This is a genomic window from Achromobacter insuavis (assembly GCF_902859645.1).
In the GTDB taxonomy this organism is placed as follows: domain Bacteria; phylum Pseudomonadota; class Gammaproteobacteria; order Burkholderiales; family Burkholderiaceae_B; genus Achromobacter; species Achromobacter insuavis.
In genome coordinates, this window is record NZ_CADIJR010000057.1 from 15,328 (window position 1) to 41,106 (window position 25,779).

The 25,779-nt window shown below is 68.1% G+C and carries 20 protein-coding genes; 12 read left to right on the top strand and 8 right to left on the bottom strand.

Features of this window, described 5'->3' with window-relative positions; all coding sequences use genetic code 11:
• Nucleotides 1-3 precede the first annotated feature (3 nt).
• From H0523_RS23215 to H0523_RS23235, 5 genes are all read left to right on the top strand, one after another.
• On the top strand, nucleotides 4-1,863 hold the full coding sequence (locus H0523_RS23215) for a dipeptide ABC transporter ATP-binding protein (RefSeq protein ID WP_156351019.1): 1,860 nt from the start codon (nucleotides 4-6) through the stop codon (nucleotides 1,861-1,863).
• A 122-nt stretch (nucleotides 1,864-1,985) separates the two neighbouring features.
• A complete protein-coding gene (locus H0523_RS23220) occupies nucleotides 1,986-2,522 on the top strand; it encodes a YaeQ family protein (RefSeq protein ID WP_054432010.1) in 537 nt (178 codons plus the stop codon).
• Between the two features lie 170 nt (nucleotides 2,523-2,692).
• Nucleotides 2,693-3,292 carry a TetR/AcrR family transcriptional regulator gene (locus tag H0523_RS23225; protein ID WP_054432009.1) on the top strand — a complete coding sequence of 200 codons (600 nt, stop codon included), beginning with the start codon at nucleotides 2,693-2,695 and terminating at the stop codon, nucleotides 3,290-3,292.
• A gap of 124 nt (nucleotides 3,293-3,416) precedes the next feature.
• A complete protein-coding gene (locus H0523_RS23230; protein WP_054432008.1) occupies nucleotides 3,417-4,115 on the top strand; it encodes an SDR family oxidoreductase in 699 nt (232 codons plus the stop codon).
• Nucleotides 4,116-4,163: 48 nt separating this feature from the next.
• Entirely contained in the window at nucleotides 4,164-5,576 is a 1,413-nt protein-coding gene (locus tag H0523_RS23235; RefSeq protein ID WP_054432007.1) for a DHA2 family efflux MFS transporter permease subunit, read from the top strand.
• Between the two features lie 19 nt (nucleotides 5,577-5,595).
• On the opposite strand, the gene H0523_RS23240 is transcribed toward H0523_RS23235, so the two are convergent.
• The gene (locus tag H0523_RS23240) at nucleotides 5,596-6,219 is read right to left on the bottom strand and encodes a chorismate--pyruvate lyase family protein (RefSeq protein WP_369815886.1); all 624 of its coding nucleotides are present in this window, start codon (nucleotides 6,217-6,219) and stop codon (nucleotides 5,596-5,598) included.
• A 129-nt stretch (nucleotides 6,220-6,348) separates the two neighbouring features.
• Here H0523_RS23240 and H0523_RS23245 point away from each other — a divergent pair, with 129 nt between their 5' ends.
• A complete protein-coding gene (locus tag H0523_RS23245) occupies nucleotides 6,349-7,080 on the top strand; it encodes a pseudouridine synthase (RefSeq protein WP_054432006.1) in 732 nt (243 codons plus the stop codon).
• An 89-nt stretch (nucleotides 7,081-7,169) separates the two neighbouring features.
• On the opposite strand, the gene H0523_RS23250 is transcribed toward H0523_RS23245, so the two are convergent.
• Nucleotides 7,170-8,075, bottom strand: a complete 906-nt coding sequence (locus tag H0523_RS23250) for a LysR family transcriptional regulator (RefSeq protein WP_054432005.1) — start codon at nucleotides 8,073-8,075, stop codon at nucleotides 7,170-7,172.
• Nucleotides 8,076-8,411: 336 nt separating this feature from the next.
• Between H0523_RS23250 and H0523_RS23255 the strand changes: the two genes are divergently transcribed.
• From H0523_RS23255 to adeC, 3 genes are read left to right on the top strand one after another with little or no spacing between them, the layout of a single operon-like run.
• Nucleotides 8,412-9,605, top strand: a complete 1,194-nt coding sequence (locus H0523_RS23255) for an efflux RND transporter periplasmic adaptor subunit (RefSeq protein ID WP_054432004.1) — start codon at nucleotides 8,412-8,414, stop codon at nucleotides 9,603-9,605.
• A gap of 14 nt (nucleotides 9,606-9,619) precedes the next feature.
• Nucleotides 9,620-12,802, top strand: coding sequence for an efflux RND transporter permease subunit (locus tag H0523_RS23260; protein WP_054432003.1), 3,183 nt, complete (start codon nucleotides 9,620-9,622; stop codon nucleotides 12,800-12,802).
• Nucleotides 12,799-14,289 (top strand): AdeC/AdeK/OprM family multidrug efflux complex outer membrane factor, encoded by a 1,491-nt coding sequence (gene adeC / locus H0523_RS23265; RefSeq protein ID WP_054432002.1) that lies wholly within the window; start codon nucleotides 12,799-12,801, stop codon nucleotides 14,287-14,289. The genes H0523_RS23260 and adeC overlap by 4 nt, the downstream gene beginning before the upstream one ends.
• Nucleotides 14,290-14,363: 74 nt before the next feature.
• On the opposite strand, the gene H0523_RS23270 is transcribed toward adeC, so the two are convergent.
• Both H0523_RS23270 and H0523_RS23275 read right to left on the bottom strand, forming a co-directional pair.
• Nucleotides 14,364-14,615 (bottom strand): GlsB/YeaQ/YmgE family stress response membrane protein, encoded by a 252-nt coding sequence (locus H0523_RS23270; protein WP_054432001.1) that lies wholly within the window; start codon nucleotides 14,613-14,615, stop codon nucleotides 14,364-14,366.
• Between the two features lie 143 nt (nucleotides 14,616-14,758).
• Complete coding sequence (locus tag H0523_RS23275) at nucleotides 14,759-15,373, bottom strand: SCO family protein (protein WP_054432000.1); 615 nt, start codon at nucleotides 15,371-15,373, stop codon at nucleotides 14,759-14,761.
• Nucleotides 15,374-15,594: 221 nt separating this feature from the next.
• On the opposite strand from H0523_RS23275, the gene H0523_RS23280 reads away from it, so the two are divergent.
• Nucleotides 15,595-16,332 carry a class I SAM-dependent methyltransferase gene (locus H0523_RS23280; RefSeq protein WP_180180155.1) on the top strand — a complete coding sequence of 246 codons (738 nt, stop codon included), beginning with the start codon at nucleotides 15,595-15,597 and terminating at the stop codon, nucleotides 16,330-16,332.
• A 143-nt stretch (nucleotides 16,333-16,475) separates the two neighbouring features.
• Here H0523_RS23280 and H0523_RS23285 read toward each other — a convergent pair whose 3' ends face one another.
• The 4 genes from H0523_RS23285 to H0523_RS23300 form a co-directional block, all read right to left on the bottom strand.
• A complete protein-coding gene (locus tag H0523_RS23285) occupies nucleotides 16,476-18,542 on the bottom strand; it encodes a M3 family metallopeptidase (protein ID WP_054431999.1) in 2,067 nt (688 codons plus the stop codon).
• A 199-nt stretch (nucleotides 18,543-18,741) separates the two neighbouring features.
• Complete coding sequence (gene folD / locus H0523_RS23290) at nucleotides 18,742-19,593, bottom strand: bifunctional methylenetetrahydrofolate dehydrogenase/methenyltetrahydrofolate cyclohydrolase FolD (protein WP_054431998.1); 852 nt, start codon at nucleotides 19,591-19,593, stop codon at nucleotides 18,742-18,744.
• Between the two features lie 55 nt (nucleotides 19,594-19,648).
• Nucleotides 19,649-20,275, bottom strand: coding sequence for a response regulator transcription factor (locus H0523_RS23295; protein ID WP_006219003.1), 627 nt, complete (start codon nucleotides 20,273-20,275; stop codon nucleotides 19,649-19,651).
• A complete protein-coding gene (locus tag H0523_RS23300) occupies nucleotides 20,272-22,026 on the bottom strand; it encodes a PAS domain-containing sensor histidine kinase (RefSeq protein ID WP_025138923.1) in 1,755 nt (584 codons plus the stop codon). The genes H0523_RS23295 and H0523_RS23300 overlap by 4 nt, the downstream gene beginning before the upstream one ends.
• 357 nt (nucleotides 22,027-22,383) lie before the next feature.
• Here H0523_RS23300 and aceE point away from each other — a divergent pair, with 357 nt between their 5' ends.
• Entirely contained in the window at nucleotides 22,384-25,092 is a 2,709-nt protein-coding gene (gene aceE / locus H0523_RS23305; RefSeq protein WP_054431997.1) for a pyruvate dehydrogenase (acetyl-transferring), homodimeric type, read from the top strand.
• 12 nt (nucleotides 25,093-25,104) lie between these two features.
• The coding region (locus tag H0523_RS23310; protein WP_306670210.1) for a biotin/lipoyl-containing protein at nucleotides 25,105-25,779 on the top strand (675 nt) is incomplete at its 3' end.

The following is a 25,779-nucleotide window of genomic DNA, read 5'->3' on the forward strand; positions in this document are numbered from 1 at the left end:
ACTATGGATCCCAAACGCGTCGTCCAGGTCAACGACCTGACCGTGCGCTTCAAGACCCCGGACCGCGTCGTCGAAGCGGTGCGCAACGTGTCGTTCCACGTCGATCGGGGCGAGACGCTGGCGATCGTCGGCGAATCCGGCTCGGGCAAGTCGGTCACCTCGCTGGCGCTGATGCGCCTGGTGGAGTACGGCGGCGGCCGCATCGTCAACGGCGGCATGCAGCTGCGCCGGCGCAACGGCGAGGTGCTGGACCTGGTCAACGCGCCCGACAGCACGCTGCAACGCGTGCGCGGCGCCGACGTGGCCATGATCTTCCAGGAGCCGATGACCTCGCTCAACCCGAGCTTCACGGCCGGCAACCAGATCGCCGAGGCGCTGCAACTGCACCAGGGGCTGGACGCGGCCGCGGCGCGCGCCGAGACGCTGCGCATGCTTGAACGGGTGCGCATCCCCGAGGCCCGCGCCATCCTCGACCGCTATCCGCACCAGTTGTCCGGCGGCATGCGCCAGCGCGTCATGATCGCCATGGCGCTGTCCTGCAAGCCGCAGCTGCTGATCGCCGACGAGCCCACCACGGCGCTGGACGTCACCATCCAGGCCCAGATCCTGCAGCTGATCCGTCAGTTGCAGGAAGAAATGGACATGGGCGTGATCTTCATCACCCACGACATGGGCGTGGTGGCCGAAGTGGCCGACCGGGTGCTGGTCATGTACCGCGGCGACAAGGTCGAGGAGGGCGGTTCCGACGAGGTCTTCGCGCGGCCGCAGCATGCCTACACCCGCGCCTTGCTGTCGGCCGTGCCGCGCCTGGGCGCCATGCACGGCACCGACGAGCCGGCCCCGTTCCCGCTGCTCAAGGTTGAGGACGCGGCGCGCCCTGGCGCGCCCGCCGAGCCCGCCATGGCGGCGCCGTCCACCGTGCGCCGCGAGAACGGCCCGGTGCTGAAGGTGCGCGACCTGACCACCACCTTCGACATCACCGGCGGCATCCTCGGCCGCGTGCAGAAGCGCGTGCACGCCGTGGAGAAGGTCAGCTTCGACCTGTATCCAGGCGAGACGCTGTCGCTGGTGGGCGAGTCCGGCTGCGGCAAGACCACCACCGGCCGCTCGCTGCTGCAGTTGGTCAAGAGCCGCGGCGGCTCGATCGAATTCGACGGCCAGAACATCGGCGCGCTGCGCGGCAGCGCCATGCAGACGCTGCGCCGGCACATCCAGTTCATCTTCCAGGATCCGTTCGCCTCGCTCGACCCGCGCATGACGGTCGGCTACTCCATCATGGAGCCGCTGCTGATCCACCGCGTCGCCAGCGGCGCCAAGGCGCAGGAACGGGTGCGCTGGCTGATGGACAAGTGCGGTCTCGTGCCCGAGATGATCGACCGCTATCCGCACGAGTTCTCCGGCGGCCAGCGCCAGCGCATCTGCATCGCGCGGGCCCTGGCGCTCAATCCCAAGGTGGTGATCGCCGACGAATCCGTGTCGGCGCTGGACGTGTCGATCCAGGCGCAGATCGTCAACCTGCTGCTGGACCTGCAACGCGAGCTGGGCGTGTCGTTCCTGTTCATCTCGCACGACATGGCCGTGGTCGAGCGGGTCAGCCATCGCGTGGCGGTGATGTACCTGGGCCAGATCGTCGAGATCGGCCCGCGCCGCGCCATCTTCGAGAACCCGCAGCATCCGTACACCAGGAAGCTGATGGCGGCGGTGCCGATCGCCGATCCGCAGCGTCGCCACCGCGAGCGCTCGCTGCTGGTCGACGAGATCCCCAGTCCGATGCGCAAGCTGGGCGACGATCCGCTGGTCGCGCCGCTGGTGCAGGTCGGGGAAGGGCACTTCGTCGCCCGCCATCCCATCGGCGTCTATTGAGACGCAAGGGTCCCGCCCGCCGCTTCGCCGGCGGGCGGATTGCCGCCGGGGGCGGGGCGGCCGGCCGCAGGCGGTATCATGGCGGCCTTCGCCATTAGCCCCATTCAACGGATTTTTTCGCCATGGCCCTGCGCGCCACTATCTACAAGGCCGACCTCAACGTGGCCGACACCGATCGGCACTACTACGGCAGCCACTCGCTGACGGTCGCCCGCCATCCTTCCGAAACCGACGAGCGCATGATGGTGCGCATGGTGGCCTACGCGCTGCACGCGCAGGAAGAGCTGGCCTTCACCAAGGGCCTGAGCGACACCGACGAGCCGGACCTGTGGGTCAAGGACCTGACCGGCGCCATCACATTGTGGATCGAAGTCGGCCAGCCCGAAGAGCGCCGCATCCTGCGCGCCTGCGGCCGCGCCGAACAGGTCATCATCTACTGCTATGGCGGCTCCGCCAGCAAGATCTGGTGGGACGGCGTGCGCAACAAGCTCGAGCGCACCCGCAACCTGAAGGTCATCAACCTGCCGTCCGAGCAGACCCGCGCCCTGGCCAGCCTGGCCGAACGCACCATGCAGCTGAACGCCAATATCTCGGACGGGGTGGTGTATTTCTCGGCCGACAAGGGCGAAGTCAGCATCGAGCCCGAAATCTGGCGTTGACGCCGCCAGGCTTTTTGTCCCCGTTTTTCCAACGGCCGGCCCGGCTTTCCGCGGCCGGCCGTTTGCCATCCTGGACGGCCGCGGCCAATTAGTGCGCCGCAACAAAAAAAGCGTGCAAAGTGCGCGGGGCGGATTTATATTATGGTCATCATATTAAAGGAGTCCCGACCATGGCCGGCCCCGCTTCCCGTAAAGAGCTGTCGCACGAGCGCATCGTGGACGCGGCCGCGCGCGCGATCCGCCGCGAGGGGTATGCCGGCGTGGGCGTGGCCGACGTCATGAAGGAGGCCGGGCTGACGCACGGCGGCTTCTACGCCCATTTCCCGTCGCGCGACGCCATGTTGGTGGCGGCGATGGAACGCGCCGGCCGCGATGGCGCCGCCCGCATGACGCAGGGCATGGCGCGCCGCCGCGCCGAAGGCGCCAGCCCGCTGCGCGCCCTGGTCGAGAGTTACCTGTCCGAGACCCACCTGACCAGCTGCGAGGGCGGCTGCCCGATTTCGGCGCTGGCGTCCGAGATGCCGCGCCAGTCGCCCGAGGTGCGTGAGATGTCCGCCAGCCGCGTGCAGGGCCTGGTGGAGGTGGTCGGACGGGCCTTGCCGGCCGACGCCGCGCCGCACGTCGCCATGGCGGTCACCAGCAATCTGGTGGGCGCCATCCAGCTGGCGCGCGCGCTGGGCGACAACGCGCAGGGCCGCGCCATGCTGGCGGCGGCGCGCGAGTCCATCCTGGCGCAATACGACAGCGAGGGGCGGCAAGCGTCGCACTGACCCGGTTCATCCCAGGCCGCATCGCGCGGCCATTCTTTCCATCGTAAATATGATGATCATCATATTTATATAACCGGCCGGCATCACCGGCCACAACCCGAATGCAGCACCCAGGAGATCCATCATGGAATTGAAGAACGCCACCGTCCTCATCACCGGCGCCAACCGCGGCATCGGCCTGGCCTTCGCCCGCGAGGCGCTGGCCCGCGGCGCCCGCAAGGTCTACGCCGGCGCGCGCGATCCGGCCAGCGTCACGCTGCCGGGCGTGCAGGCCATCAAGCTCGACGTCACCAGCGACCAGGACGTGGCCGCCGCGGCCGCGCTGGCCCAGGATGTGACGCTGGTCATCAACAACGCCGGCATCGCCGCCATCGGCGGCTTCCTGGCCGAGGACAGCATCGAATCGGCGCGCCGCCACCTGGAAACCAACCTGCTGGGCTCGCTGCGCGTGGCCCAGGCGTTCGCGCCGGCGCTCGCGGCCAACGGCGGCGGCGCGCTGCTGAACGTGCTGTCGATCGCCAGCTGGATCAACCGGCCGCGCCTGGGCGTGTACGGCATGAGCAAGTCGGCCGCCTGGGCCCTGACCAACGGCCTGCGCCACGAACTGCGCGAGCAGGGCACGCAGGTGCTGGGCCTGCACATGGGCTTTGTGGATACCGACCTGACGCGCGACCTGGACGCGCCCAAGCTCGCGCCCGAGGACGTCGTGGTCCAGGCCTTCGACGCACTCGAGGCCGGCGCCGAGGAAGTGCTGGCCGATGACGCGACGCGCCAGGTCAAGCAGGGCCTGTCGGCCAGCCCGGCCTCCTATCTGCTGGCGTAAGCCGCTCCTTTTCCTTCCGATCCCTCGTTTCCTCCAAGCCCGACCGCCATGCACTCCCACGCCACCCCCGCGGCTTCCGCCGCCTCGCCGTCCGCGGCCGCGTCGCCCTGGCCGATCTTCTGGATCGCCAGCGTCGCCGTGTTCCTGGTCTCGCTCGACGCGACCATGCTCTACGCCGCGTTCAGCGCCATGCGCGCCGGCTTTCCCGAGGCCTCGGCCGCCGACATGTCGTGGGTGCTGAATGCCTACACCGTGGTCTACGCGGCCATGCTGATCCCGTCCGGCGGCCTGGCCGACACGCACGGGCGCAAGCGCATGTTCATGATCGGGGTGCTGCTGTTCCTGGCCTCGTCCGCCGCCTGCGGCCTGGCCGGCACGGTCGGCTGGCTGATCGCGGCGCGCGTGGCGCAGGCGGTGGGGGCGGCGCTGCTGACGCCGGCCTCGCTGTCGATCGTGCTGGCGGCGTTCCCGGCCTCGCAGCGCTCGGTGGCGGTGAGCCTGTGGGGCGCCGTGGCCGCGCTGGCGGCGGCGGTCGGCCCCAGCCTGGGCGCGTTCGTGGTCGATGCCGCGGGCTGGCCGTGGGCGTTCTACATCAACCTGCCGCTGGGGGCGTTGTCGCTGTGGTTCGGCGCCGGCCGTCTCAAGGAATCGGTGCGGCCCGAGGCGCGCCGCCGGGTCGACGGCGTGGGCATGGCCCTGCTGATGGTGGCGGTGGGCGCGGTGGCGCTGGCCATCGTGCAGTCGGAATCGCCGCACTGGAGCCGCGGCGAGCTGTGGATGGTGGCGGCGATGGGGCTGGTGTCGCTGGCGGCCTTCGTCGGCTGGGCCCGCACCACGCCGCATCCGCTGGTCGACCTGGCCTTGTTCAAGCACCGCACCTATCGCTACGTGAACCTGGCCACGCTCAGCTTCGGCATCGCCTTCGCGATGATGTTCTTCGCCTTTTTCTTCTACATGACCGGGGTCTGGCACTACAGCCTGCCAAAGGCCGGCCTGGCGGTCACGCCGGGGCCGCTGCTGGTGATGCCGACCGCGATCATCACCGGCAAGCTGGCCGCGCGCCTGGGCCATCGCCCTTTCCTGGTGGGCGGGTCACTGGTGTACGCCGCCAGCGGGCTGTGGTTCCTGCTGGTGCCGGGCGCCGAGCCCGCCTATCTGGCGCATTGGCTGCCCGGGTTGATCCTGAGCGGGCTGGGCGTGGGCCTGGTGCTGCCGTCGCTGGCCGGCGCCGCGGTCAACCGCCTGCCGCCGCAGCACTACGCGGTCGGCAGCGCCGTCAACCAGGCCACGCGCCAGATCGGCGCGGTGCTGGGCGTGGCGCTGACCGTGCTGCTGCTGGGCAAGGGCGCGCTCAGCCATGCCGATTTCGATCCGCTGTACCTGGGCCACGTCGGCCTGGCGCTGTTGACGGCCCTGCTGTGCCTGGCGGTGGATACCCGGCCGCGTCCCGCGCATGCCTGAGCGCGGCGCGGCGGGCCGGTCAGCGCGGGGTGCGCTGGTGCGGCACCAGGGGCGGGGCCTGGCGGCCCGCCTGCAGGGTCCAGAAGTCGGGCAGGAAGCACTCGGCCACCAGCAGCGGCTGGCCCTGGCGCCAGAACACCGAGCGCCGCGCCCAGACGCGCTGCGCGTCGCGCTCGCGGCCATTGCGCACCAGCACGCCGGCGGCGGTGGCGTGGAACGGCACCGGCGAGGCCAGCAGACGGCAGGCGAACGGCGATCGCACCACGGTGCTGTCGTGGTACAGCATGTCGGCCAGCGGCCGCGTCAGCAGGCGCCGCATGCCTTGCCAGGCGCCGTGCGAGGCGCGCAGCGGCGTCAGGCTGCGCGCCGGCACGCTGTCGATGCCGTCGACCGACATCAGCACCTCGCGCACCCACACCGGCGCGCCGGGGGCGATGCGCATGGCGCGGGCCTCGTCGGCCGGCGCGCCGTCGGCGTATTCGGCCAGCACCCGCAGGCGCACCTGGCCGACCTGGCGCAGGCCGGCGGTCAGGGCGCCGGGACGGAACAGCCAGTGGCGCTGGGTGAGCGACAGGCGCGGCGGCGCGCTGGCCAGCCAGCCTGCCGCGAGGGGAGGACGATGTGTTGCTGCTGAGGTCATCATGGCTGCGTATTATGCCAAGGCCGGGGCGCCGGTTCGATGCCGGCCCCTGTGGCCGATTGCCGCAGGCCCCCGCATCGGCCCGCGCCGCCGCCTGGGGACGCGGGGTGCGCTCCGCATACAATACCGGCCATGGAAAAAGTACGAATCTCCAAGCTCATGTCCGAGCGTGGACTCTGTTCGCGCCGCGAGGCCGACAGCTATATCGAACGCGGCTGGGTGCGGGTCGACGGCGAAGTGGTGTCCGAACTGGGCGCGCGCGCCTTCCCCGACCAGGTCATCACGCTGGAACGCGCCGCCCAGGCGCGCCAGACGTCGCGCGTCACCATCCTCATCAACAAGCCGGTCGGCTACGTCTCGGGCCAGGCCGAAAAGGGCTACACGCCCGCGGTGGCGCTGATCGACGCGCGGTCGCGCTTTGCCGGCGACCGCAGCCCGCACCGCTTCGAGCGCGGCCACCTGGACGGCCTGGCCGTGGCCGGGCGGCTGGACATCGATTCGCAGGGGCTCCTGGTGCTGACGCAGGACGGCCGCGTGGCCAAGCTGCTGATCGGCGAAGACTCCAGCATCGACAAGGAATACCTGGTGCGGGTGCAGGGCGAGCTGTCCGAGAACGGCCTGGCGCTGCTCAACCACGGCCTGTCGCTGGACGGCAAGGCGCTCAAGCCGGCCCAGGTGCGCTGGCAGAACCACGACCAGTTGCGCTTCGTGCTGCGCGAAGGCAAGAAGCGCCAGATCCGCCGCATGTGCGAACTGGTGGGCCTGAAAGTGGTGGGCCTGAAGCGCGTGCGCATCGGCCGCGTGGCCCTGGGCGACCTGCCGCTGGGGCAGTGGCGCTACCTGCGCGACGACGAACGCTTCTGATCGGGATGGCGGCGCGGGGCCGCCGCGCGCATGCCGCGCCGGGGCCTACCGGCCGCGAGCAAATTTTTCAGTCTGTTTCCGAGCCGCCGTCATTTCATGAATGGCGCGGTATCCTTCGCCTGCCCGTCCCCGCCCAGGCGCTCCATCAGGAATTCGATGAAGATCCGGGTCTTGGCGGGCAAGAGCCGGGTTTCCGTGACGGCATACACCGGGAACGGTCCCAGCTGCCAGTCCGGCAGCACGCGCCGCAGCTGGCCCGATTTCTGCTCGGCGGTCTGGCCGCCGACCAGCACGGTGATGCCGGCGCCCAGCATCGCCAGGCGGCGGGCCATGGCCACGCCGTTGACGGAAAAGCGGTTGCCGGGCGTGAACTGGATGTGCTGGTCGCCGCTGTTCAGCGGCCAGCGGGTGACGCGGCCGGCGCCTTCGGCGCGGAACTCGATGCACTCGTGGCGGGTCAGGTCGCTGGGGTGCCTGGGTTCCCCGTGCTTCTCCAGGTATTCGCGCGAGGCGTACAGATGGGCGGGCAGCATGCCCAGCAGCCTCGCGATCTGCGTCGAGTCGGGCAGGTCGCCGATCTCGATGGAAATATCGCAGGTCTGGAACACGCGCTGGGCGTGGTCCGGGTTGGCGAGGTCCAGGAAAAAGGTGACGTCGGGATAGCGGCGCGAGAATTCCATGAACGATTCGGCCAGGAAGTCCGTACCGAAATCCGCTGGCATGTTCACCCGCAGCGGCCCCGACGGCGTGTCGACCAGCTTCTGCAGTTCCTCGTGGGCGATCTGGGCCTCGGCGACGATGCGTTGGCAGCGTTCGAAGTACAGCCGGCCGGCGTCGGTCAGCTCCACCTTGCGGGTGGTGCGGCTGAGCAGGCGCAGGCCCACGGACCGTTCCAATTCGGCCACCTGGCGAGACAATGTCGATTTGGGCACTCCCAGGGCGGCCGCCGCACGGCTAAAACTGTGCGTCTTGGCGACCTCCACGAAGAGCTCCATGCCTTGTAGACGTTTCATGGAAGGGATTCTGTCACACGATGGGGTGATTTATTGTCCCATATCTGGAATGATGTTTTCTCAATATGCCTCTTTGTTTCTCGGGCGGGATAACGCAAAATGCGAATTCTGCAATGCAGCAAAGCGTCGATGCCCTGCCTGAATGTCTGAGGCGAAACCACACCCCAGTCAATCCTCACGAGCCGAACCGATGCACGGTTCGGGTCGCGCCGTTGTTGCCGCCAGATGTCCGGCGGCCGCCGCGGTCTCCCTGTGGGCGCAGGCCCCGGCGGGCGGGCGTGAGGCTACCTTTTTAGTTGGAAATCGGGAATGCAATCTATGAACAAGAAAAGCGCGATGTGGCGCGGTGCGGCGGTGCTTACGCTGACGGCATCGGCCCTGACGTTGGCCGCTTGCGGCAAGAAGCAGGACGCGCCCCAGGCGGGCAAGCCGCAGGTGACGGTCGTCACCCTGACCACCAAACCGGTTTCCCTCACCACTGAATTGCCGGGCCGCACCTCGCCGTTCCGCGTCGCCGAAGTGCGGCCGCAGGTCAACGGCATCGTGCAGAAGCGCCTGTTCACCGAGGGCGGCGAGGTCAAGGCCGGCGAACAGCTTTACCAGATCGACCCCGCGCTCTACCAGGCCAGCTTCGACAGCCAGAAGGCCGCCCTGGCGCGCGCCCAGGCGCAGCAGAAGACCGCCGCGCTGCTGGCCGAGCGCTACAAGCCGCTGGTGGCCACCCGCGCCGTCAGCCAGCAGACCTACGACAACGCCGTGGCCTCGCGCGACCAGGCCGTCGCCGACGTGCTGTCGGCCAAGGCCGCGCTCGACACCGCGCGCATCAACCTGGTCTACACCAAGGTGCTGTCGCCGATCGACGGCATCATCGGCCGCTCCTCGGTCACCGAAGGCGCGCTGGTCACCGCCAACCAGGCCACGGCCCTGGCCGCCGTGCAGCAGATCGATCCGATCTACGTCGACGTGACGCAGTCCAGCGTGCAACTGCTGCGCCTGCAGAACGCGCTCGCCAGCGGCCAGCTCAAGAAGGCCGAGGGCGAGCAGGCCGCGCTGGTCACGCTGACGCTGGAAGACGGCTCGCAATACACCCAGCAGGGCAAGCTGCAGTTCTCCGAAGTCACGGTCGATCAGGGCACCGGCTCGGTGACGCTGCGCGCGGTGTTCCCCAACCCGGACCGCCGCCTGCTGCCGGGCATGTTCGTGCGCGCCCGCCTGGTCGACGGCGTCGCCGCCGACGGCCTGCTGGTGCCGCAACGCGGCGTGACGCGCAACCAGCGCGGCCTGCCGACGGCGCTGGTGGTCAATGCCGAGAACAAAGTCGAATTGCGTGAACTCAAGACCGACCGCGCCATTGGCGACCAGTGGCTGGTCACCGACGGCCTGAAGGCCGGTGAAAAGGTCATCGTGGAAGGCGTGCAGATGGTGCGCCCGGGCGTCGAGGTGGTGGCCACGGAAGCCGGCGCCAAGCCGGCGCAGCAACCGCAGGCGGGCGCCGCGGCGGCCAAGCAGTAGTCAGGGAGCCTTGCATGGCAAAGTTTTTTATCGATAGACCGGTCTTCGCATGGGTGATCGCGATCGTGCTGATGATGGCCGGCGCGTTGTCCATCCTGAAGCTGCCGGTTTCGCAGTATCCGAATATCGCGCCGCCGGCCATCGGCATCGCGGTGACCTACCCGGGCGCCTCGGCGCAGACGGTGCAGGACACCGTGGTGCAGGTGATCGAACAGCAGATGAACGGCCTTGACGGCCTGGAGTACATTTCCTCGGAAAGCAACTCCGACGGCAGCATGTCCATCACGCTGACGTTCCGCCAGGGCACCAACCCCGACACCGCCCAGGTGCAGGTGCAGAACAAGCTGTCGCTGGCGCAGCCGCTCTTGCCGCAGGAAGTGCAGCAGCAGGGCATCCGCGTCACCAAGGCCACCAAGAACTTCCTGATCGTGGCGGGCTTCGTGTCCACCGATGGCACGATGACCAAGGACGACCTGGCCGACTACGTCGCCTCGTACGTCCAGGATCCCATCAGCCGCACCCAGGGCGTGGGCGACTTCCAGCTGTTCGGCTCGCAGTACGCCATGCGCATCTGGCTGGATCCGGCCAAGCTGGTGAACTACGGCCTGACCACGGTCGACGTGGTCAACGCCATCAAGGAACAGAACGTCCAGGTCTCGTCCGGCCAGTTGGGCGGCCTGCCCGCGGTGCGTGGCCAGCAGCTGAACGCCACCATCATCGGCCCCTCGCGCCTGGAGCGTCCGGAAGACTTCGGCCGCATCCTGCTCAAGGTCAACACCGACGGCTCGCAAGTGCGCCTGGCCAACGTCGCCCGCATCGAGCTGGGCGGCCAGACCTACGCCATCGACAGCTACTACAACGGCAAGCCCGCCTCGGGCCTGGCGATCAAGCTGGCCCCGGGCGCCAACGCGCTCGACACGGCGCAGGCGGTGCGTGACACCATCAACAACCTGAAGCCGTATTTCCCGCCCGGCATGGACGTCGTCTATCCGTACGACACCACGCCGTTCGTCAGCCTGTCGATCGAGGAAGTGTTCAAGACGCTGGTGGAAGCCATCATCCTGGTGTTCCTGGTGATGTACCTGTTCCTGCAGAACTTCCGCGCCACGCTGATCCCGACGCTGGCGGTGCCGGTGGTGCTGCTGGGCACCTTCGGCGTGCTGGCGGCGTTCGGCTATTCCATCAACACCCTGACCATGTTCGGCATGGTGCTGGCCATCGGCCTGCTGGTGGACGACGCCATCGTGGTGGTGGAAAACGTCGAGCGGGTGATGGCCGAGGAGGGCCTGACGCCCAAGCAGGCCACGCGCAAGTCCATGACCCAGATCACCGGCGCGCTGATCGGCATCGCCATGGTGCTGGCGGCGGTGTTCATCCCGATGGCCTTCTTCGGCGGCTCGACCGGCGTGATCTATCGCCAGTTCTCCATCACCATCGTGTCCTCGATGGTGCTGTCGGTGATCGTCGCCATCGTCTTCACGCCGGCGCTGTGCGCCACGCTGCTCAAGCCGATTCCCAAGGGCCACCATGGCACCAAGCGCGGCTTCTTCGGCTGGTTCAACCGCGCCTTCGACCGCAGCAGCCACGGCTACGCCAATACCGTGGCGCGCGGCCTGGGCCGCACCAAGCGCCTGATGGTGGTGTACCTGGCCATCGTCATCGCCATGGGCTGGATGTTCACCCGCATCCCGACCGCGTTCCTGCCGGGCGAAGACCAGGGCATCCTGTTCGCCCAGATCCAGACGCCCGCCGGCGCCACCGCCGAACGCACCAAGGCCGTCATCGACGAGGCCACCAACTACCTGCTGACCGAAGAGAAGGACGCGGTCACCTCGGTGTTCGCGGTCAACGGCTTCAACTTCGGCGGCCGCGGCCAGAACGCCTCGATCCTGTTCATCAAGCTGCGCGACTGGGAAGACCGCGGCGCCGCCGATCTCAAGGCGGCCGCCGTGGCGGCGCGCGCCAACGCCCATTTCAGGAAGACCGAGCGCGACGCCCAGCTGTTCGTGGTGCCGCCGCCCTCGGTGATGGAACTGGGCAACGTCGACGGTTTCGACTTCCAGCTGATGGACCGCGCCGGCGTGGGCCATGAAAAACTGCTGGCCGCGCGCAACCAGCTGCTGGGCGAGGCGGCGCAGAGCAAGATCCTGCAGGGCGTGCGCCCCAACGGCATCGAGGACGCGCCGCAGTACCAGCTCGACATCGACCGCGAAAAGGCGCGGGCGCTGGGCGTGTCCGTCTCGGACATCAACAGCACGCTGTCCACCGCCTGGGGTTCGTCGTACGTCAACGACTTCATCGACCGCGGCCGCGTCAAGAAGGTGTTCGCGCAGGGCGAGGCCTCGGCGCGCATGCTGCCCGACGACCTGGACAAATGGTACGTGCGCAACAGCAATGGCGACATGGTGCCGTTCTCGGCGTTCGCCAAGGCCACCTGGAGCTTCGGCCCGCAGAAGCTGAACCGCTACAACGGCGTGCCGTCCTACAACATCCAGGGCCAGGCGGCGCCGGGCTACAGCTCGGGCGCGGCCATGAACGAAATGGAACGCATCGCCAGCAAGCTGCCGGTGGGCGTGGGTTTCGAATGGACCGGCATGTCGTACGAAGAACGCCTGTCGGGCGCCCAGGCGCCGGCGCTGTACGCGATCTCGCTGATCGTGGTGTTCCTGTGCCTGGCGGCGCTGTATGAAAGCTGGACGATCCCGTCCGCGGTCATGCTGGTGGTGCCCCTGGGCATCATCGGGGCGCTGGGGGCGACGCTGCTGCGCGGCCTGTCCAACGACGTGTACTTCCAGGTGGGCCTGCTCACCACCATCGGGTTGGCGGCCAAGAACGCCATCCTGATCGTGGAGTTCGCCAAGGAGCACTACGAGGCCGGGGCGAGCCTGACGGAATCGGCGATCCACGCCGCCCGCCAGCGCCTGCGCCCGATCCTGATGACGTCGCTGGCGTTCATCCTGGGCGTGGTGCCGCTCGCGATTTCCTCGGGCGCCGGTTCGGGCAGCCAGAACGCCATCGGCACGGGCGTGATCGGCGGCATGCTGACCGCGACCTTCCTGGCCATCTTCTTCGTCCCCGCGTTCTTCGTGATCATGCTGCGCCTGTTCAAGGTGGAACGCATGAGCGCGCGACGCGACCCGCACGACCCCAGCGCCAACGACGCGCAGGACGTGTCCGTCGAAGGAAAACCGCAATGAAGCTGCAGATGAGAACCCTGGTTTCCCTTTCCCTGGCGGCGGCCCTGGCGGGCTGCTCGCTGGCCCCGACCTACGAACGGCCCGACGCGCCGGTCTCGTCGGCCTATCCGACCGGCCCGGCCTACAAGGCCGACGCCGCCGGCGCCGTGGCCACGGCCGACATCGGCTGGCGCGACTTCTTCGCCGATCCGCTGCTCCAGCAGCTGATCGAGCAGTCGCTGGCCAACAACCGCGACCTGCGCGTGGCGGCCTTGAACGTCGAGGCGGCGCGGGCGCAGTACCGCATCCAGCGCGCCGATCTGATGCCCAGCGTCGGCATCGCCGGCAAGGAAACGGCCCAGCGCACGCCGGCCGACCTGTCGCCCAGCGGCCAGGCCACCACCAGCCACAACTACCAGGTCGGCGCCGCGCTGTCCTCGTGGGAGCTGGATCTGTTCGGCCGCATCCGCAGCCTCAGCGACAAGGCGCTCGAATCGTACCTGGCGCTGGACGAGACCCGCACGGCGACGCAGCTGACGCTGATCGCCGAGGTGGCCAACGCCTACCTGACGCTGCGCGCCGACCAGGAACTGCTGAACCTGACCCGCGGCACCTTCAAGAGCCAGGAAGATTCCTACAAGCTCACCCAGCAGAGCTATGACCAGGGCCTGTCCACCGCGCTGGACCTGAGCCAGGCCGAAGTGTCGCTGCGCACCGCGCAGGCCAACCTGTCGCAATACACGCGCCAGGAGGCCCAGGATCGCAATGCGCTGGTGCTGCTGGTGGGTCAGCCGCTGTCGCCGGAACTCTCGGCGTCGCTGGACAGCGCCGTCAAGCTCGACGACGGCATGCTGCCGACCGCGCTGCCGGCCGGCCTGCCGTCCGAACTGCTGGCGCGCCGCCCGGACATCCGCGCGGCCGAGCACCAGCTCAAGGGCGCCAACGCCAACATCGGCGCGGCCCGCGCGGCGTTCTTCCCGACCATCAGCCTGACGGGCAACGCCGGCACCGCCAGCGCCAGCCTGGGCGGACTGTTCAACGCCGGCTCCGGCGCCTGGAGCTTCGTGCCGCAGATCACGGTGCCGATCTTCGCCGGCGGCTCGCTGCTGGCGGGCCTGGACCTGGCCAAGGTGCAGAAGAACATTCAGGTCGCGCAGTACGAGAAGACCATCCAGACCGGTTTTCGCGAAGTGGCCGACGCCCTTGCCGGGCGCGGCACGCTGGACGAGCAGATCCAGGCCCAGCAACTGCTGGTGGCCGCCAACCAGCGCGCCTATGACCTGTCCGAGCAGCGCTTCCGCCAGGGCATCGACGACTACCTGACGGTGCTGGATTCGCAGCGTTCGCTCTACAACGCCCAGCAGACGCTGGTCAACACGCGCCTGTCGCGCCTGTCCAACCTGGTGACTTTGTACAAGGTGCTGGGCGGCGGCTGGACCGAACGCACTGTCACGGCCGCGCAGCCGGCGCCGGACGCGGCGCCCGCGGGCGCCGGCCAGCCGGGCTGAGCCTCATCGCGGCATGAAAAAAAGCGGGCCGATCGAAAGATCGGCCCGCTTTGCTTGATGCGTGCGCCGCGGCGTCAGGCGCGCTTCTTGGCGATCAGGCCGACCACGAACAGCACGATGATCGCGCCGACGATCGATCCGATCCAGCCGGCCGGTTCGCCCGGGGCGTACCAGCCCAACTTCTGGCCGAGGAAGCCGGCCACGACCGCGCCCACGATGCCCAGTATGGTGGTCATGATGATCCCCATGTTCTGGTCTCCCGGCATGATCGCGCGGGCGAGCAGCCCGACGATGAAGCCAACGATGATCATGATGATGATGCTCATGCGCGTACTCCTTGCGAGGGTAAAGGGGCGATGTGCCCCGATATTACTCATGCACGCGGCGGCGGCGCTGTAACAACTGGTGTGTGGGGCAAGGGCGCAACATGCTGCGCCGCATCGTCGATGCAGCAATGTTGCAGGCGGCCTCACGAGGTCAGGTCGATCAGCTGGCGCAGGTCCTTGGTCATCGCCTCGATGCTGTCGGTGTCCGAGGCCAGCAGGCGGGCGCGGCCCTGGTTGTCGAAAATATACACGCCGCGGCTGTGGGTCACTTCGTACTGGTCGGGGTCGTCGCCGGGACGGGGCTTCTCGATCTGGTAGGCGACGCGGTAGCGGCGCGCCAGGTCGGCCACCTGCTTTTCGTTGCCGGTGACGCCGATGGCGTTGCTGTTGAAGGCGTTGACGTAGGCCTGCAGGATATCCGGCGTGTCACGGTGCGGGTCGACGCTGACGAACAGGATGCGCACGTCGCGCGCCTTGTCGCCCAGGTTCTGCAGCACCGCCGTCAACTGCGCCATGGTGGTCGGGCAGATGTCGGGGCAACTGGCGTAGCCGAAGAACAGCAGCACCGTCTTGCCCTTGAGGTCATCGCTGCTGACCGTCTTGCCGCCGGCGCCCGGCAGCGAGAACTTCAGGTCGGGCAGGTGGCCCTTGACGTTGTAGAGCGTCCAATCGACATTGCGGTCGCCGCAGGCGGCAAGCAGCATGCACAAGGCCAACAGCAGACCGCGCCAGGCGCGGCCGGTAATCAGGTGTCGCATGGGTTCCATCGCCGGTTGAGGGATAAACCCGTCGATTCTACCCGCAGGCGACGGGGCGGCCGCCGGGTCGCCCAGCACCGGGCTTGTCCTGGCGCAAGGCAGGGCGGGGCGCAGTTGTGAAGCTTTGTCGGAATATTGTTGGGGATCTGGCAAATCGGCCCACGCGGCCGTCGCGGATCGGTACATTCAGGGCCTTGTCAGTGACCGGCGAGGTGCCCTCCATGAATGCCACGGCCAATCCCGCGCTGGGCTATCCCTATTTTCCGTATTACCCGGTGGTGCTCGACATCCTGCGCAGCCGGCTGGCCGACAGCGTGCTGGACGCGCCCTGTGACCGCGGCTGGCTGGGCGACATGGCGCGCCCGGCGACCGGACGCCTGGTCGAGGTGGACGGTATCGGTCCGGCCACGCTGCCGGCGCCGGCCAGCGGCTACCGGCGCCTGACCGTGCACGATCTGGAAACGCCGTTGCCCGCCACCGTGGCGTACGACGCGGTGGTCTGTAGCGAAGCCATCCACCGCGCGATCAACCCCGGCCTGCTGGTGCGCGGCTTTCGCGACGTCCTGCGGCCGGGCGGCACGCTGGTGTTGACCGCGCCCAATGCCTGGCATGTGCGCGGCCGGCTGCAGGCGCTGCTGCGAGGCTTTCACGCGGATCCGTGGACCGGCGCGGGCCGCGCCGACGCCGGCGCGCGCGCCGCGGTGCTGCCCTGGGGCTTCGCGCAGTTGCACCTGCTGCTGGCGCGCCACGGCTTTGGCGACATCACCCTGCACCACGTCGCGGAAGCCGGGCGGCGCGGCTGGCTGGAGCGCATGCTGGGCTGGCCGGCGCGGCGCTATTGCCAGACCCGCGTCAAGCACGCGCAGGACGAGGACAGCCGCCACTTCTGGCGCCAGGCCGGATCGGACCCGTCGGTGCACGGGCGCTGGCTGGTGGTGTCGGCGCGGCGGCCGGCCTAGGGCGCGTCGAGGGTCAACCGCGCCTTGAACTGGCCGGCCATCGGTCGCCAGGCGCGGCGCGGTGGTGGCGGCCTGTTGCCGCCGCCACCGCATGAAAAACGGCCCGCGCGAGGCGGGCCGTCGGTCCTGCGGGCGCGGTGCGCTCAGGCGGCGCTCATGCCGCTGTGGCGCAGCAGGGCGTCGATGCGCGGCGCGCGGCCGCGGAAGGCCGCGAACGATTCGGCCGCGGGGCGCGAGCCGCCGACGGCCAGCACTTCGCGGCGGAAACGCGCGCCGGTGGCCGGATCGAGCGTGCCCAGGGCGTTGCCAGCTTGCTTGGCGGCGGCTTCCTCGAACGCCTCGTAGGCGTCGGCCGACAGCACCTCGGCCCACTTGTAGCTGTAGTAGCCGGCGCCGTAGCCGCCTGCGAACAGGTGCGAGAAGGCGTGCGGCAGGCGGTGCCAGGCGGGCGGGAACAGCACCGCGACCTCGGCGCGCACTTCCTGCAGCAGGGCCAGCACTTCAGTGATGCTGGCGCCCTTGGCGCGGTCGTGCATCAGCATGTCGAACAGCGCGAACTCGATCTGGCGCACGGTCTGCATGCCGCTCTGGTAGTTGCGGGCCGCGACCAGGCGGTCGTAGAGCGCGCGCGGCAGCGGCTCGCCGCTGTCGACGTGGGCCGACAGCTTCTGCACCACGGCCCATTCCCAGCAGAAGTTCTCCATGAACTGCGAGGGCAGTTCGATGGCGTCCCATTCGACGCTGGCGAAGGCGGCGGCGCCGGGCTCGTCCACTTCCGACAGCAGCGCGTGCAGGGCGTGGCCGGTTTCGTGGAACAGGGTGATGACGTCATCGTGCGTCAGCACCGCGGCGCGGTCGCCGTTGGGGCGCGAGAAATTGCAGGTCAGGTAGGCGATCGGCGTCTGCACGCGGCCTGCAACCACGCGGCGGGTTCGCTCGCTGTCGACCCAGGCGCCGCTCTGCTTGCCGGCGCGGGCGTACAGGTCCAGGTAGAGGTAGCCGATCAGGTCGCCCTGGGGGCTTTCGACGCGCACGCCGCGCACGTCGGCATGCCACGACGACACCGGCGTTTCGGCCAGGCGCACGTCGAACAGGGTCTCGATGACCTCGAACAGGCCGGCCAGCACGCGCGGCTCGGTGAAGTACTGCTTCACCTCGTCTTCGGAGTAGGCGTAGCGCGACTCGCGCAGGCGCTCGGAGGCATAGGCCACGTCCCAAGGCTGCAGCTCGGCCAGGCCGAGCTCGGCGGCGGCGTAGGCCTTCAGCTCGGCCAGGTCGCGCTGGGCGTAGGGCTTGGCGCGGGCGGCCAGGTCGCGCAGGAAGGTGGTGACCTCCTTGGCGTCGCGCGCCATGCGCGTCTGCAGGCGCAGCGCGGCGAAGGTGCCCAGGCCCAGCAGGGTGGATTCCTCGGCGCGCAGCGACAGCAGTTCCTCGATCAGGGGCGAATTGTCGAACTGGGCATCGCCCTGTTCGGACGCCACCGTGCCGTAGCCGCGGTACAGCGCCTCGCGCAGCGAGCGGTCCTGCGCGTACTGCATGACGGGCAGGTAGCAGGGCATCTTCAGCGTCAGCTTCCAGCCCGGCTGGCCGTCTTCCTCGGCGGCGGCGCGCGCGGCGGCCTGCACGTCGGCGGGGATGCCGGCCAGGCGGGCCTCGTCCTCGATCCGCAGTGACCAGGCGTCGATGGCGTCCAGCACGTTCTCGGAGAACTTCTGCGAGGCCTGCGCCTCGCGGTCGGAGATGACGGCGTAGCGTTCACGGTCGGCGCCGCGCAGTTCGACGCCGCTCAGGCGGAAGTCGCGCAGGGCCATCTCGACGATGCGGCGGCGCACCGGCGACCACGACGCGAAATCGGGCGCGGCGGCCAGGCGCTGGTACTGCTGGTACAGGCCTTCGTGCAGGCCGACCCAGGTCGAGAACTCGGTCACCAGGGGCAGGGCGGCGTTGTAGGCCTCGCGCAGCTCGGGGGTGTTGACCACGGCGTTCAGGTGGCCGGCCACCGACCACGCGCGCCACAGCCGTTCGGAGGCGGTATCCAGCGGCTCGACCACGGCTTCCCAGGTGGGCGCCAGCGCCGGATCGGCGGCATGGTCGACGGCCTGGCGGGCGATGCCCAGCAGTTCCTCGATGGCGGGCACCACGTGCGCGGGCTTGACCGCCTGGTAGTCGACCAGTTCTGAGACGGGGGCGAGCAGGGGATTCTGGGTCATGGTGTTACCAATTGCGTGAGAGGGGCGGGCGGCGCGGGATCGAGGCGATACGGCCGGCGGGCATGGGAATCAGGTTGGGGCGATCGGGCCAAAAGCAAGGGCGCGGCCCCCGAAACGACTGTGGGTTTGCCCCACCGGCCCTCCGGGAGGGCGCGGGACAAACCCACAGGGGTGCCACGGCGGGGCGCGGGACCGGTCTTCAGGCGGCGGCCCGTTCCGCCGCTTCGACGGTGTTGACCAGCAGCATGGCGATGGTCATGGGGCCGACACCGCCCGGCACGGGGGTGATGGCGCCGGCCACCTGGCTGGCGGAGGCGAAATCGACGTCGCCGCACAGCTTGCCGTCAGCGCCGCGGTTGATGCCCACGTCGATGACGACGGCGCCGGGCTTGATCATCGAGCCGTCGATCATGCCGGGCTTGCCGGTGGCCACCACCAGCACGTCGGCGCGGCGGGTCTGGGCCGCCAGGTCGCGGGTCTTGGAGTTGCAGATCGTGATGGTGGCGCCGGCGGCCAGCAGCAGCATGGCCATGGGCTTGCCGACGATGTTGCTGGCGCCGACGATCACGGCCTCGGCGCCGCGCAGGGCCACGCCTTCCGATTCCAGCATCTTCATCACGCCGTAGGGCGTGCAGGGGCGGAACAGCGGCTGGCCGGTCATCAGCAGGCCGGCGTTGCTGACGTGGAAGCCGTCCACGTCCTTCTCGGCGGCGATGGCTTCGATGACCTTGTGCGCGTCCATGTGCTTGGGCAGCGGCAGCTGCACCAGGATGCCGTGGATGGACGGATCGCGGTTCAGCTTGTCGATGCGGGCCAGCAGTTCGGCCTCGGTCATGTCGGCGGGGTACTGCTCCTTGATGGAATGCAGCCCGGCCTTCTCGCACGCCGCGACCTTGTTGCGCACGTACACCTGGGAGGCGGGGTCTTCGCCCACCAGCACCACGGCCAGGCCGGGGCGGGTGCCCTTGGCGGCCAGGGCGGCGACGCGTTGGGCGACTTCTTCGCGAATGCGCTGCGACAGGGCGGCGCCGTCAATAATCCTGGCGGACATTAGGCAACCTCCGCGCGGTGCGCTACGGTATTCGCCTTGGGAACGGCCCGGCGGCTCATGCATGCGCCTCCGGTTTGGCCAGGGCCACTTTCATCAGGTCGGCAACAGTGGTCACTTCAAGTTTTTCCATGATGTTGGCGCGGTGCGCCTCGACGGTCTTGATGCTGATGCCGAGGTCGTCGGCGATCTGCTTGTTCAAGCGGCCGGCGACGATGCGCTCCAGCACCTGCTGCTCGCGCGCGGTCAGGCGCGCCAGCATGGCTTCGTGGTCTTTCTGGGCCTGGTGCTTGCTCACGCGCTGCGTGGCCTGCTCCAGCATGCGCGCCACGATTTCGCGCAGATCGGATTCGTTGAACGGCTTCTCGAGGAAGTCGACGGCGCCCTTCTTCATGGTCGACACGGCCATCGGCACGTCGCCGTGGCCGGTGATGAAGACGATGGGCAGCGGGGCGTTGCGGGCGATCAGTTGTTCCTGCAGTTCCAGGCCGCTCATGCCGGGCATGCGCACGTCGGCGATCAGCACGCCGATCTGGCTGGCGTCGTAGTCTTCCAGGAACGACTCGCCGCTGGCGTAGGCGCGGACGCGGTAGCCGTTGGCTTCAAGCAGCCAGCGCAGCGAATCGCGGACCGCTTCGTCGTCATCAACAATGAATACCGTGCTCGACAGGTGGGGCGTGTTCATGCGTGCAACTCCTCGGACTGATCATTCTGAGCCTGCGTCTGAGACGCAGCGCAGGGCAGGGTAAAGCGGAAAATAGTACCGCCGGCGGGGTTCGGGTCCGCCCAGAGGCGGCCGTGGTGCGATTCGATAATGGTACGGCAGATATTCAGTCCCATGCCCAGGCCCTGGGTCTTGGTGCTGAAGAAGGGTTCGAACAGGCGCTCCGGCTCGGCCAGGCCATGGCCGCGGTCGACCACCGCGACCTCGATGTGCTGCTCGTGCAGGATCACGGCCACCTTGAGCTCGTCGGACTCGCTCTTTTCCATGGCTTCCAGGCCGTTCTTGAGCAGGTTCAGCAGCACCTGTTCGATCAGGATCGGGTCGGCCAGCACGTCCGGGGCGTTCGATGGCACGAAGCTGTCGATGCGGATGCGGCGCTTGCGGGCGTCGATCTCGGCGAAGCCGATGGCGTTGTCGACGATGCGGCCGATCGCCACGCGCTGGCGGCGCGGCTCGCTGCGCTTCACGAATTCGCGGATGCGGCTGATGATCTTGCCGGCGCGCTCGGCCTGCGAGGCGGCCTTTTCCAGTGCCGGCAGCAGCATGTTGGGGCTGGTGTGGCCGGCCTTGACCAGCGCCACCGCGCCCATGCTGTAGTTGGCGATGGCGGTCAGCGGCTGGTTCAGTTCGTGCGCCAGCGACGAGGCCATCTCGCCCATGGTGGTCAGGCGGCTGGTGAGCTGGATCTTTTCCTGCTGCACGCGCGAGGCTTCTTCGTGGCCGCGGCGCTCGGTGATGTCGCGCGCCACCTGCATGCGCACGCGGCGGCCGTCGGTCCAGGCCAGCATGCGGTGGTGCACTTCGAACCAGCGCTGCACCGAGGGCGCGAAGACTTCCACGGATTCATCCGTGAAGCGGCCGCGGCGGCCGGCCAGCAGCTCGTCGTGGCCGCCGGTCTGGGCGCCGAACACGCGGCGGTAGGTGCGGTTGGCGAACAGCAGCTCCAGGCCGTCGTGGGTGTCGGCGGTGACCGAGATGGCGTCGTCCAGGCCTTCCAGCACCGTCATGAAACGCTCGTGCGCGGCGGTCAGGGCCTCGCGGATGCGCTTGGGCTCGGTGATGTCGGTCATCGACGTCATCCAGCCGATCTGGTTGCCGTTGGGGTCGAGCAGCGGCGACACGTACATGCGCGCCGTGAAGCGCGAGCCGTCGCGGCGCTGGGCCTCGACTTCGAGGCCGCTGCTGGGCGTCTTGCCGGACATCAGCACGTCCAGGGTGTGCTGGTGCTGTTCATGGCGGCCCGGCACCCAGTAGGGGAAGGGCGGGCTGCGGCCGATCAGGTCGGCCTCGTTCCAGCCGATCATGCGGCAGAAGGCCGGATTGACGTAGGCGATGCGGCCTTCCATATCCAGCACGCGCATGCCGGTGGACATGGAGTTCTCCATGGCGCGGCGGAAACCGGTCTCGGCGATCAGGGCGGCCTCGGCGGCGGAACGGAAGCGCGTATAGCGCCACAGCATCAGCAGGCTGATGACGATCACGCACGACAGCGCCAGCACCACCCAGATCAGGCGCTGCTGCCGCATTTCCTGGTCGATGGTCACGAACATGACGCTGTCGTCATGGATGCGCTGCAACCAGAAGAACACCCCCATCACACAGATATAGAGGATCAGCACCATCGCGGGCGTGACCCAGTACACCCCGCGTCGGCGCGTGCGGGCGTGGTCGTGGAACGGCGTGGGTATATTGGACTTGGGCGCGCTGGACATGGAATTCGGGCCGGATAGACCGGGCATTTTAGTGCGTGTCGGCGGGGAATTGCCGGGAATCAAGCCCGTCGGAAGGGGGATGGGCTAAAAAAGTGCCTTCCGTTCTTTTCAGCTTGCGTTCATATTTTCGCATTATGAAATGCCGTACCGCAACATGAAATTTTCCTTGCGACCGGTTAATCTTCTTTCTTAGAATGCCGGCTGATAGGGAAACCGCTCCCGAGTAGCTGGTCTCTAGCACAACACCCCGACCCATGCATGGCATGGTAGCCCGGATGATCCCGACTACCATGGCATGTCCGCGAGTAGATAAATAAGCGGGTGTGGTCACGAACGAACCCCAACAGGAGACACACGATGTCCTCTTTCGCCCAGGCTGGCGCCGTGCAGGCTGCCAACGACGAAGACACCCTAGAAACCCAGGAGTGGCTCGAAGCCCTGGCGGCAGTCCTTGATCGCGAAGGACCGCAGCGCGCGCACTACCTGCTGGAACGCCTGATCGACGAAGCCCGTCGTTCCGGCGCCCACATCCCGTTCTCGCCCAACACCGCTTACGTCAACACGATTCCGCCCGGCCTGGAGCCGGCGCATCCGGGCAACCTGGAACTGGAATCGCGCATCCGCTCGTACGTGCGCTGGAACGCCATGGCCATGGTGGTCAAGGCCAACAAGCACAACCCGCCGGACGGCGGCGACCTGGGCGGCCACATCGCCTCCTTCGCCTCGCTGGCCACCATGATCGGCTGCGGCCAGAACCACTTCTGGCACGCCGAGAACGAAAACCACGGCGGCGACCTGGTCTACTTCCAGGGCCACACCTCGCCCGGCATGTACGGCCGCGCCTACCTCGAAGGCCGCCTGACCGAAGAACAGCTGAACCACTTCCGCCAGGAAGTGGACGGCAAGGGCCTGTCCTCGTACCCGCATCCGAAGCTGATGCCGGACTTCTGGCAGTTCCCCACGGTGTCGATGGGCCTGGGCCCGCTGATGGCCATCTACCAGGCCCGCTTCCTCAAGTACCTGCACGCCCGCGGCATCGCCGACACCAGCAAGCGCAAGGTCTGGGTGTTCTGCGGCGACGGCGAAATGGACGAACCCGAGTCGCTCGGCGCCATCGCCCTGGCCGCCCGTGAAAAGCTCGACAACCTGATCTTCGTCATCAACTGCAACCTGCAGCGCCTGGACGGTCCGGTGCGCGGCAACGGCAAGATCATCCAGGAACTGGAAGGCGACTTCCGCGGTTCGGGCTGGAACGTGATCAAGCTGATCTGGGGCGGCTACTGGGATCCGCTGCTGGCGCACGACAAGGAAGGCATCCTGCGCAAGATCATGGAAGACACCGTCGACGGCGAGTACCAGGCGTACAAGGCCAACGACGGCAAGTTCGTGCGCGAGCATTTCTTCGGCAAGCACCCCAAGCTGCTGGAAGCCGTGTCGCGTATGAGCGACGAGGACATCTGGCGCCTGAACCGTGGCGGCCACGATCCGCACAAGGTGTTCGCCGCCTTCGACTCGGCCTCCAAGCATGAAGGCCAGCCGACCGTGATCCTGGCCAAGACCATCAAGGGCTACGGCATGGGCCACGTGGGCCAGGCCAAGAACCCGACCCACCAGCAGAAGAAGCTGGAGCTGGATTCGATCCGCGAATTCCGCGATCGCTTCGGCATCCCCATCCCGGACGACCAATTGGCCGACCTGCCGTACTTCAAGCCGGCGGAAGACTCGCCCGAAATGAAGTACCTGCACGAGCGCCGCGCCGCGCTGGGCGGCTACCTGCCGCGCCGCCGCGCCAAGGCCGACGAGCAACTGCAGGCCCCCGCGCTGGACGCCTTCAAGGCCGTGCTGGAGCCCACCGCCGAAGGCCGTGAGATCTCCACCACCCAGGCCTTCGTGCGCATCCTGAACCAGGTGCTGCGCGACAAGCAGCTGGGCCCGCGCGTCGTGCCGATCCTGGCCGACGAATCGCGCACGTTCGGCATGGAAGGCCTGTTCCGCCAGATCGGCATCTACGCGCCGGAAGGCCAGAAGTACGTGCCGGTCGACAAGGACCAGGTCATGTACTACAAGGAAGCGGCCGACGGCCAGCTTCTGCAGGAAGGCATCAACGAAGCGGGCGCGATGAGCTCGTGGATTGCGGCGGCCACGTCGTACTCCTCGAACAACCGCATCATGATCCCGTTCTTCATCTACTACTCGATGTTCGGGTTCCAGCGCATCGGCGACCTGGCCTGGGCCGCCGGCGACATGCAGGCGCGCGGCTTCCTGCTGGGCGGCACCGCCGGGCGCACCACGCTCAACGGCGAAGGCCTGCAGCACGAAGACGGCCACAGCCATATCCTGGCCTCGACCATCCCCAACTGCGTCTCGTACGACCCGACCTTCGGCCACGAACTGGCCGTGATCATCCAGCATGGCCTCAAGCGCATGGTGGAAGACCAGGAAAACGTCTACTACTACCTGACGGTGATGAACGAAAACTACCCGCAGCCTGGCCTGACCGCCGGCGACGAGGAAGGCATCATCAAGGGCATGTACAAGCTCAAGTCGCATGGCAAGGGCAAGAACCGCGTGCAGCTGATGGGCTCGGGCACGATCCTGCGCGAAGTCATGGCCGCCCAGGAACTGCTGGAAGCCGACTGGGGCGTGGCCTCGGATCTGTGGAGCGTCACCAGCTTCACCGAACTGCGCCGCAACGGCCTGGACGCCGAGCGCCACAACATGCTGCACCCCGACGAGAAGAAGCCGCAGGTGGCCTACGTCACGGAACAGCTGGCCAAGACGGAAGGCCCGATCATCGCGTCGACCGACTATATGAAGCTGTTTGCTGACCAGATCCGTCCGTTCGTGCCCAAGGGCCGCGAATACAAGGTGCTGGGCACCGACGGTTTCGGCCGTTCGGATTTCCGCGCCAAGCTGCGTGAGCACTTCGAAGTGGACCGCCACTTCGTCGTGGTCGCCGCGCTGCGCGCGCTGGCCGACGAAGGCAAGGTGCCGGTTGCCAAGGTGGCCGAGGCCATCAAGAAGTACGGCATCAACCCGAACAAAGCCAACCCGCAATACGCCTGAGGGTAAAGAGACATGAGCAACGTCGTGCAAATCAAGGTTCCCGACATCGGCGACTTCAAGGAAGTGGAAGTCATTGAAGTGCTGGTGGCGGTGGGCGACACGATCAAGGCCGAGCAGAGCCTGATTACCGTCGAGTCCGACAAGGCTTCGATGGAAATTCCCGCCTCGCAGGGCGGGGTGGTGAAGTCGATCGCGGTCAAGGTCGGCGACAAGGTCGCCGAAGGCGCCGTGGTGCTCGAGGTGGAAGCGGCCGATGCCGCCGCCGCTCCGGCCGCCAAGGAAGAACCCAAGGCCGAAGCCCCCAGGCAGGCTGCCGCCGCCGCGCCCGCCGCCAAGGCCGAGGCCGCCGCGCCGGCCACCAGCAGCGGTCCGGTCGAGATCGAAGTGCCGGACATCGGCGACTTCAAGGAAGTGGAAGTCATCGAAGTCATGGTCGCCGTCGGCGACACCATCAAGGCCGAGCAGAGCCTGATCACCGTCGAGTCCGACAAGGCCTCGATGGAGATCCCGGCCTCGCAGGGCGGCGTGGTCAAGGAAGTGAAGGTCAAGGTTGGCGACAAGGTCGCCAAGGGTTCGATCGTGGTCGTGGTGGAAGGCAGCGCGCCCGCCGCCGCGCCGGCCGCCAAGGCCGAAGCCGCGCCGGCCAAGGAGCAGGCGCCGGCCGCCAAGGCCGAGGCGCCGGCTGCC

Coding starts and splice junctions, on each gene's coding strand:
- H0523_RS23275 (WP_054432000.1), bottom strand. CDS start 15,373: ATGCGACACCTGATTACCGGCCGCGCCTGGCGCGGTCTGCTGTTGGCC.
- H0523_RS23225 (WP_054432009.1), top strand. CDS start 2,693: ATGGCCGGCCCCGCTTCCCGTAAAGAGCTGTCGCACGAGCGCATCGTG.
- H0523_RS23215 (WP_156351019.1), top strand. CDS start 4: ATGGATCCCAAACGCGTCGTCCAGGTCAACGACCTGACCGTGCGCTTC.
- H0523_RS23270 (WP_054432001.1), bottom strand. CDS start 14,615: ATGAGCATCATCATCATGATCATCGTTGGCTTCATCGTCGGGCTGCTC.
- H0523_RS23280 (WP_180180155.1), top strand. CDS start 15,595: ATGAATGCCACGGCCAATCCCGCGCTGGGCTATCCCTATTTTCCGTAT.
- H0523_RS23295 (WP_006219003.1), bottom strand. CDS start 20,275: ATGAACACGCCCCACCTGTCGAGCACGGTATTCATTGTTGATGACGAC.
- adeC (WP_054432002.1), top strand. CDS start 12,799: ATGAAGCTGCAGATGAGAACCCTGGTTTCCCTTTCCCTGGCGGCGGCC.
- H0523_RS23300 (WP_025138923.1), bottom strand. CDS start 22,026: ATGTCCAGCGCGCCCAAGTCCAATATACCCACGCCGTTCCACGACCAC.
- H0523_RS23285 (WP_054431999.1), bottom strand. CDS start 18,542: ATGACCCAGAATCCCCTGCTCGCCCCCGTCTCAGAACTGGTCGACTAC.
- H0523_RS23230 (WP_054432008.1), top strand. CDS start 3,417: ATGGAATTGAAGAACGCCACCGTCCTCATCACCGGCGCCAACCGCGGC.
- H0523_RS23260 (WP_054432003.1), top strand. CDS start 9,620: ATGGCAAAGTTTTTTATCGATAGACCGGTCTTCGCATGGGTGATCGCG.
- H0523_RS23245 (WP_054432006.1), top strand. CDS start 6,349: ATGGAAAAAGTACGAATCTCCAAGCTCATGTCCGAGCGTGGACTCTGT.
- folD (WP_054431998.1), bottom strand. CDS start 19,593: ATGTCCGCCAGGATTATTGACGGCGCCGCCCTGTCGCAGCGCATTCGC.
- H0523_RS23235 (WP_054432007.1), top strand. CDS start 4,164: ATGCACTCCCACGCCACCCCCGCGGCTTCCGCCGCCTCGCCGTCCGCG.
- H0523_RS23240 (WP_369815886.1), bottom strand. CDS start 6,219: ATGATGACCTCAGCAGCAACACATCGTCCTCCCCTCGCGGCAGGCTGG.
- H0523_RS23255 (WP_054432004.1), top strand. CDS start 8,412: ATGAACAAGAAAAGCGCGATGTGGCGCGGTGCGGCGGTGCTTACGCTG.
- aceE (WP_054431997.1), top strand. CDS start 22,384: ATGTCCTCTTTCGCCCAGGCTGGCGCCGTGCAGGCTGCCAACGACGAA.
- H0523_RS23220 (WP_054432010.1), top strand. CDS start 1,986: ATGGCCCTGCGCGCCACTATCTACAAGGCCGACCTCAACGTGGCCGAC.
- H0523_RS23250 (WP_054432005.1), bottom strand. CDS start 8,075: ATGGAGCTCTTCGTGGAGGTCGCCAAGACGCACAGTTTTAGCCGTGCG.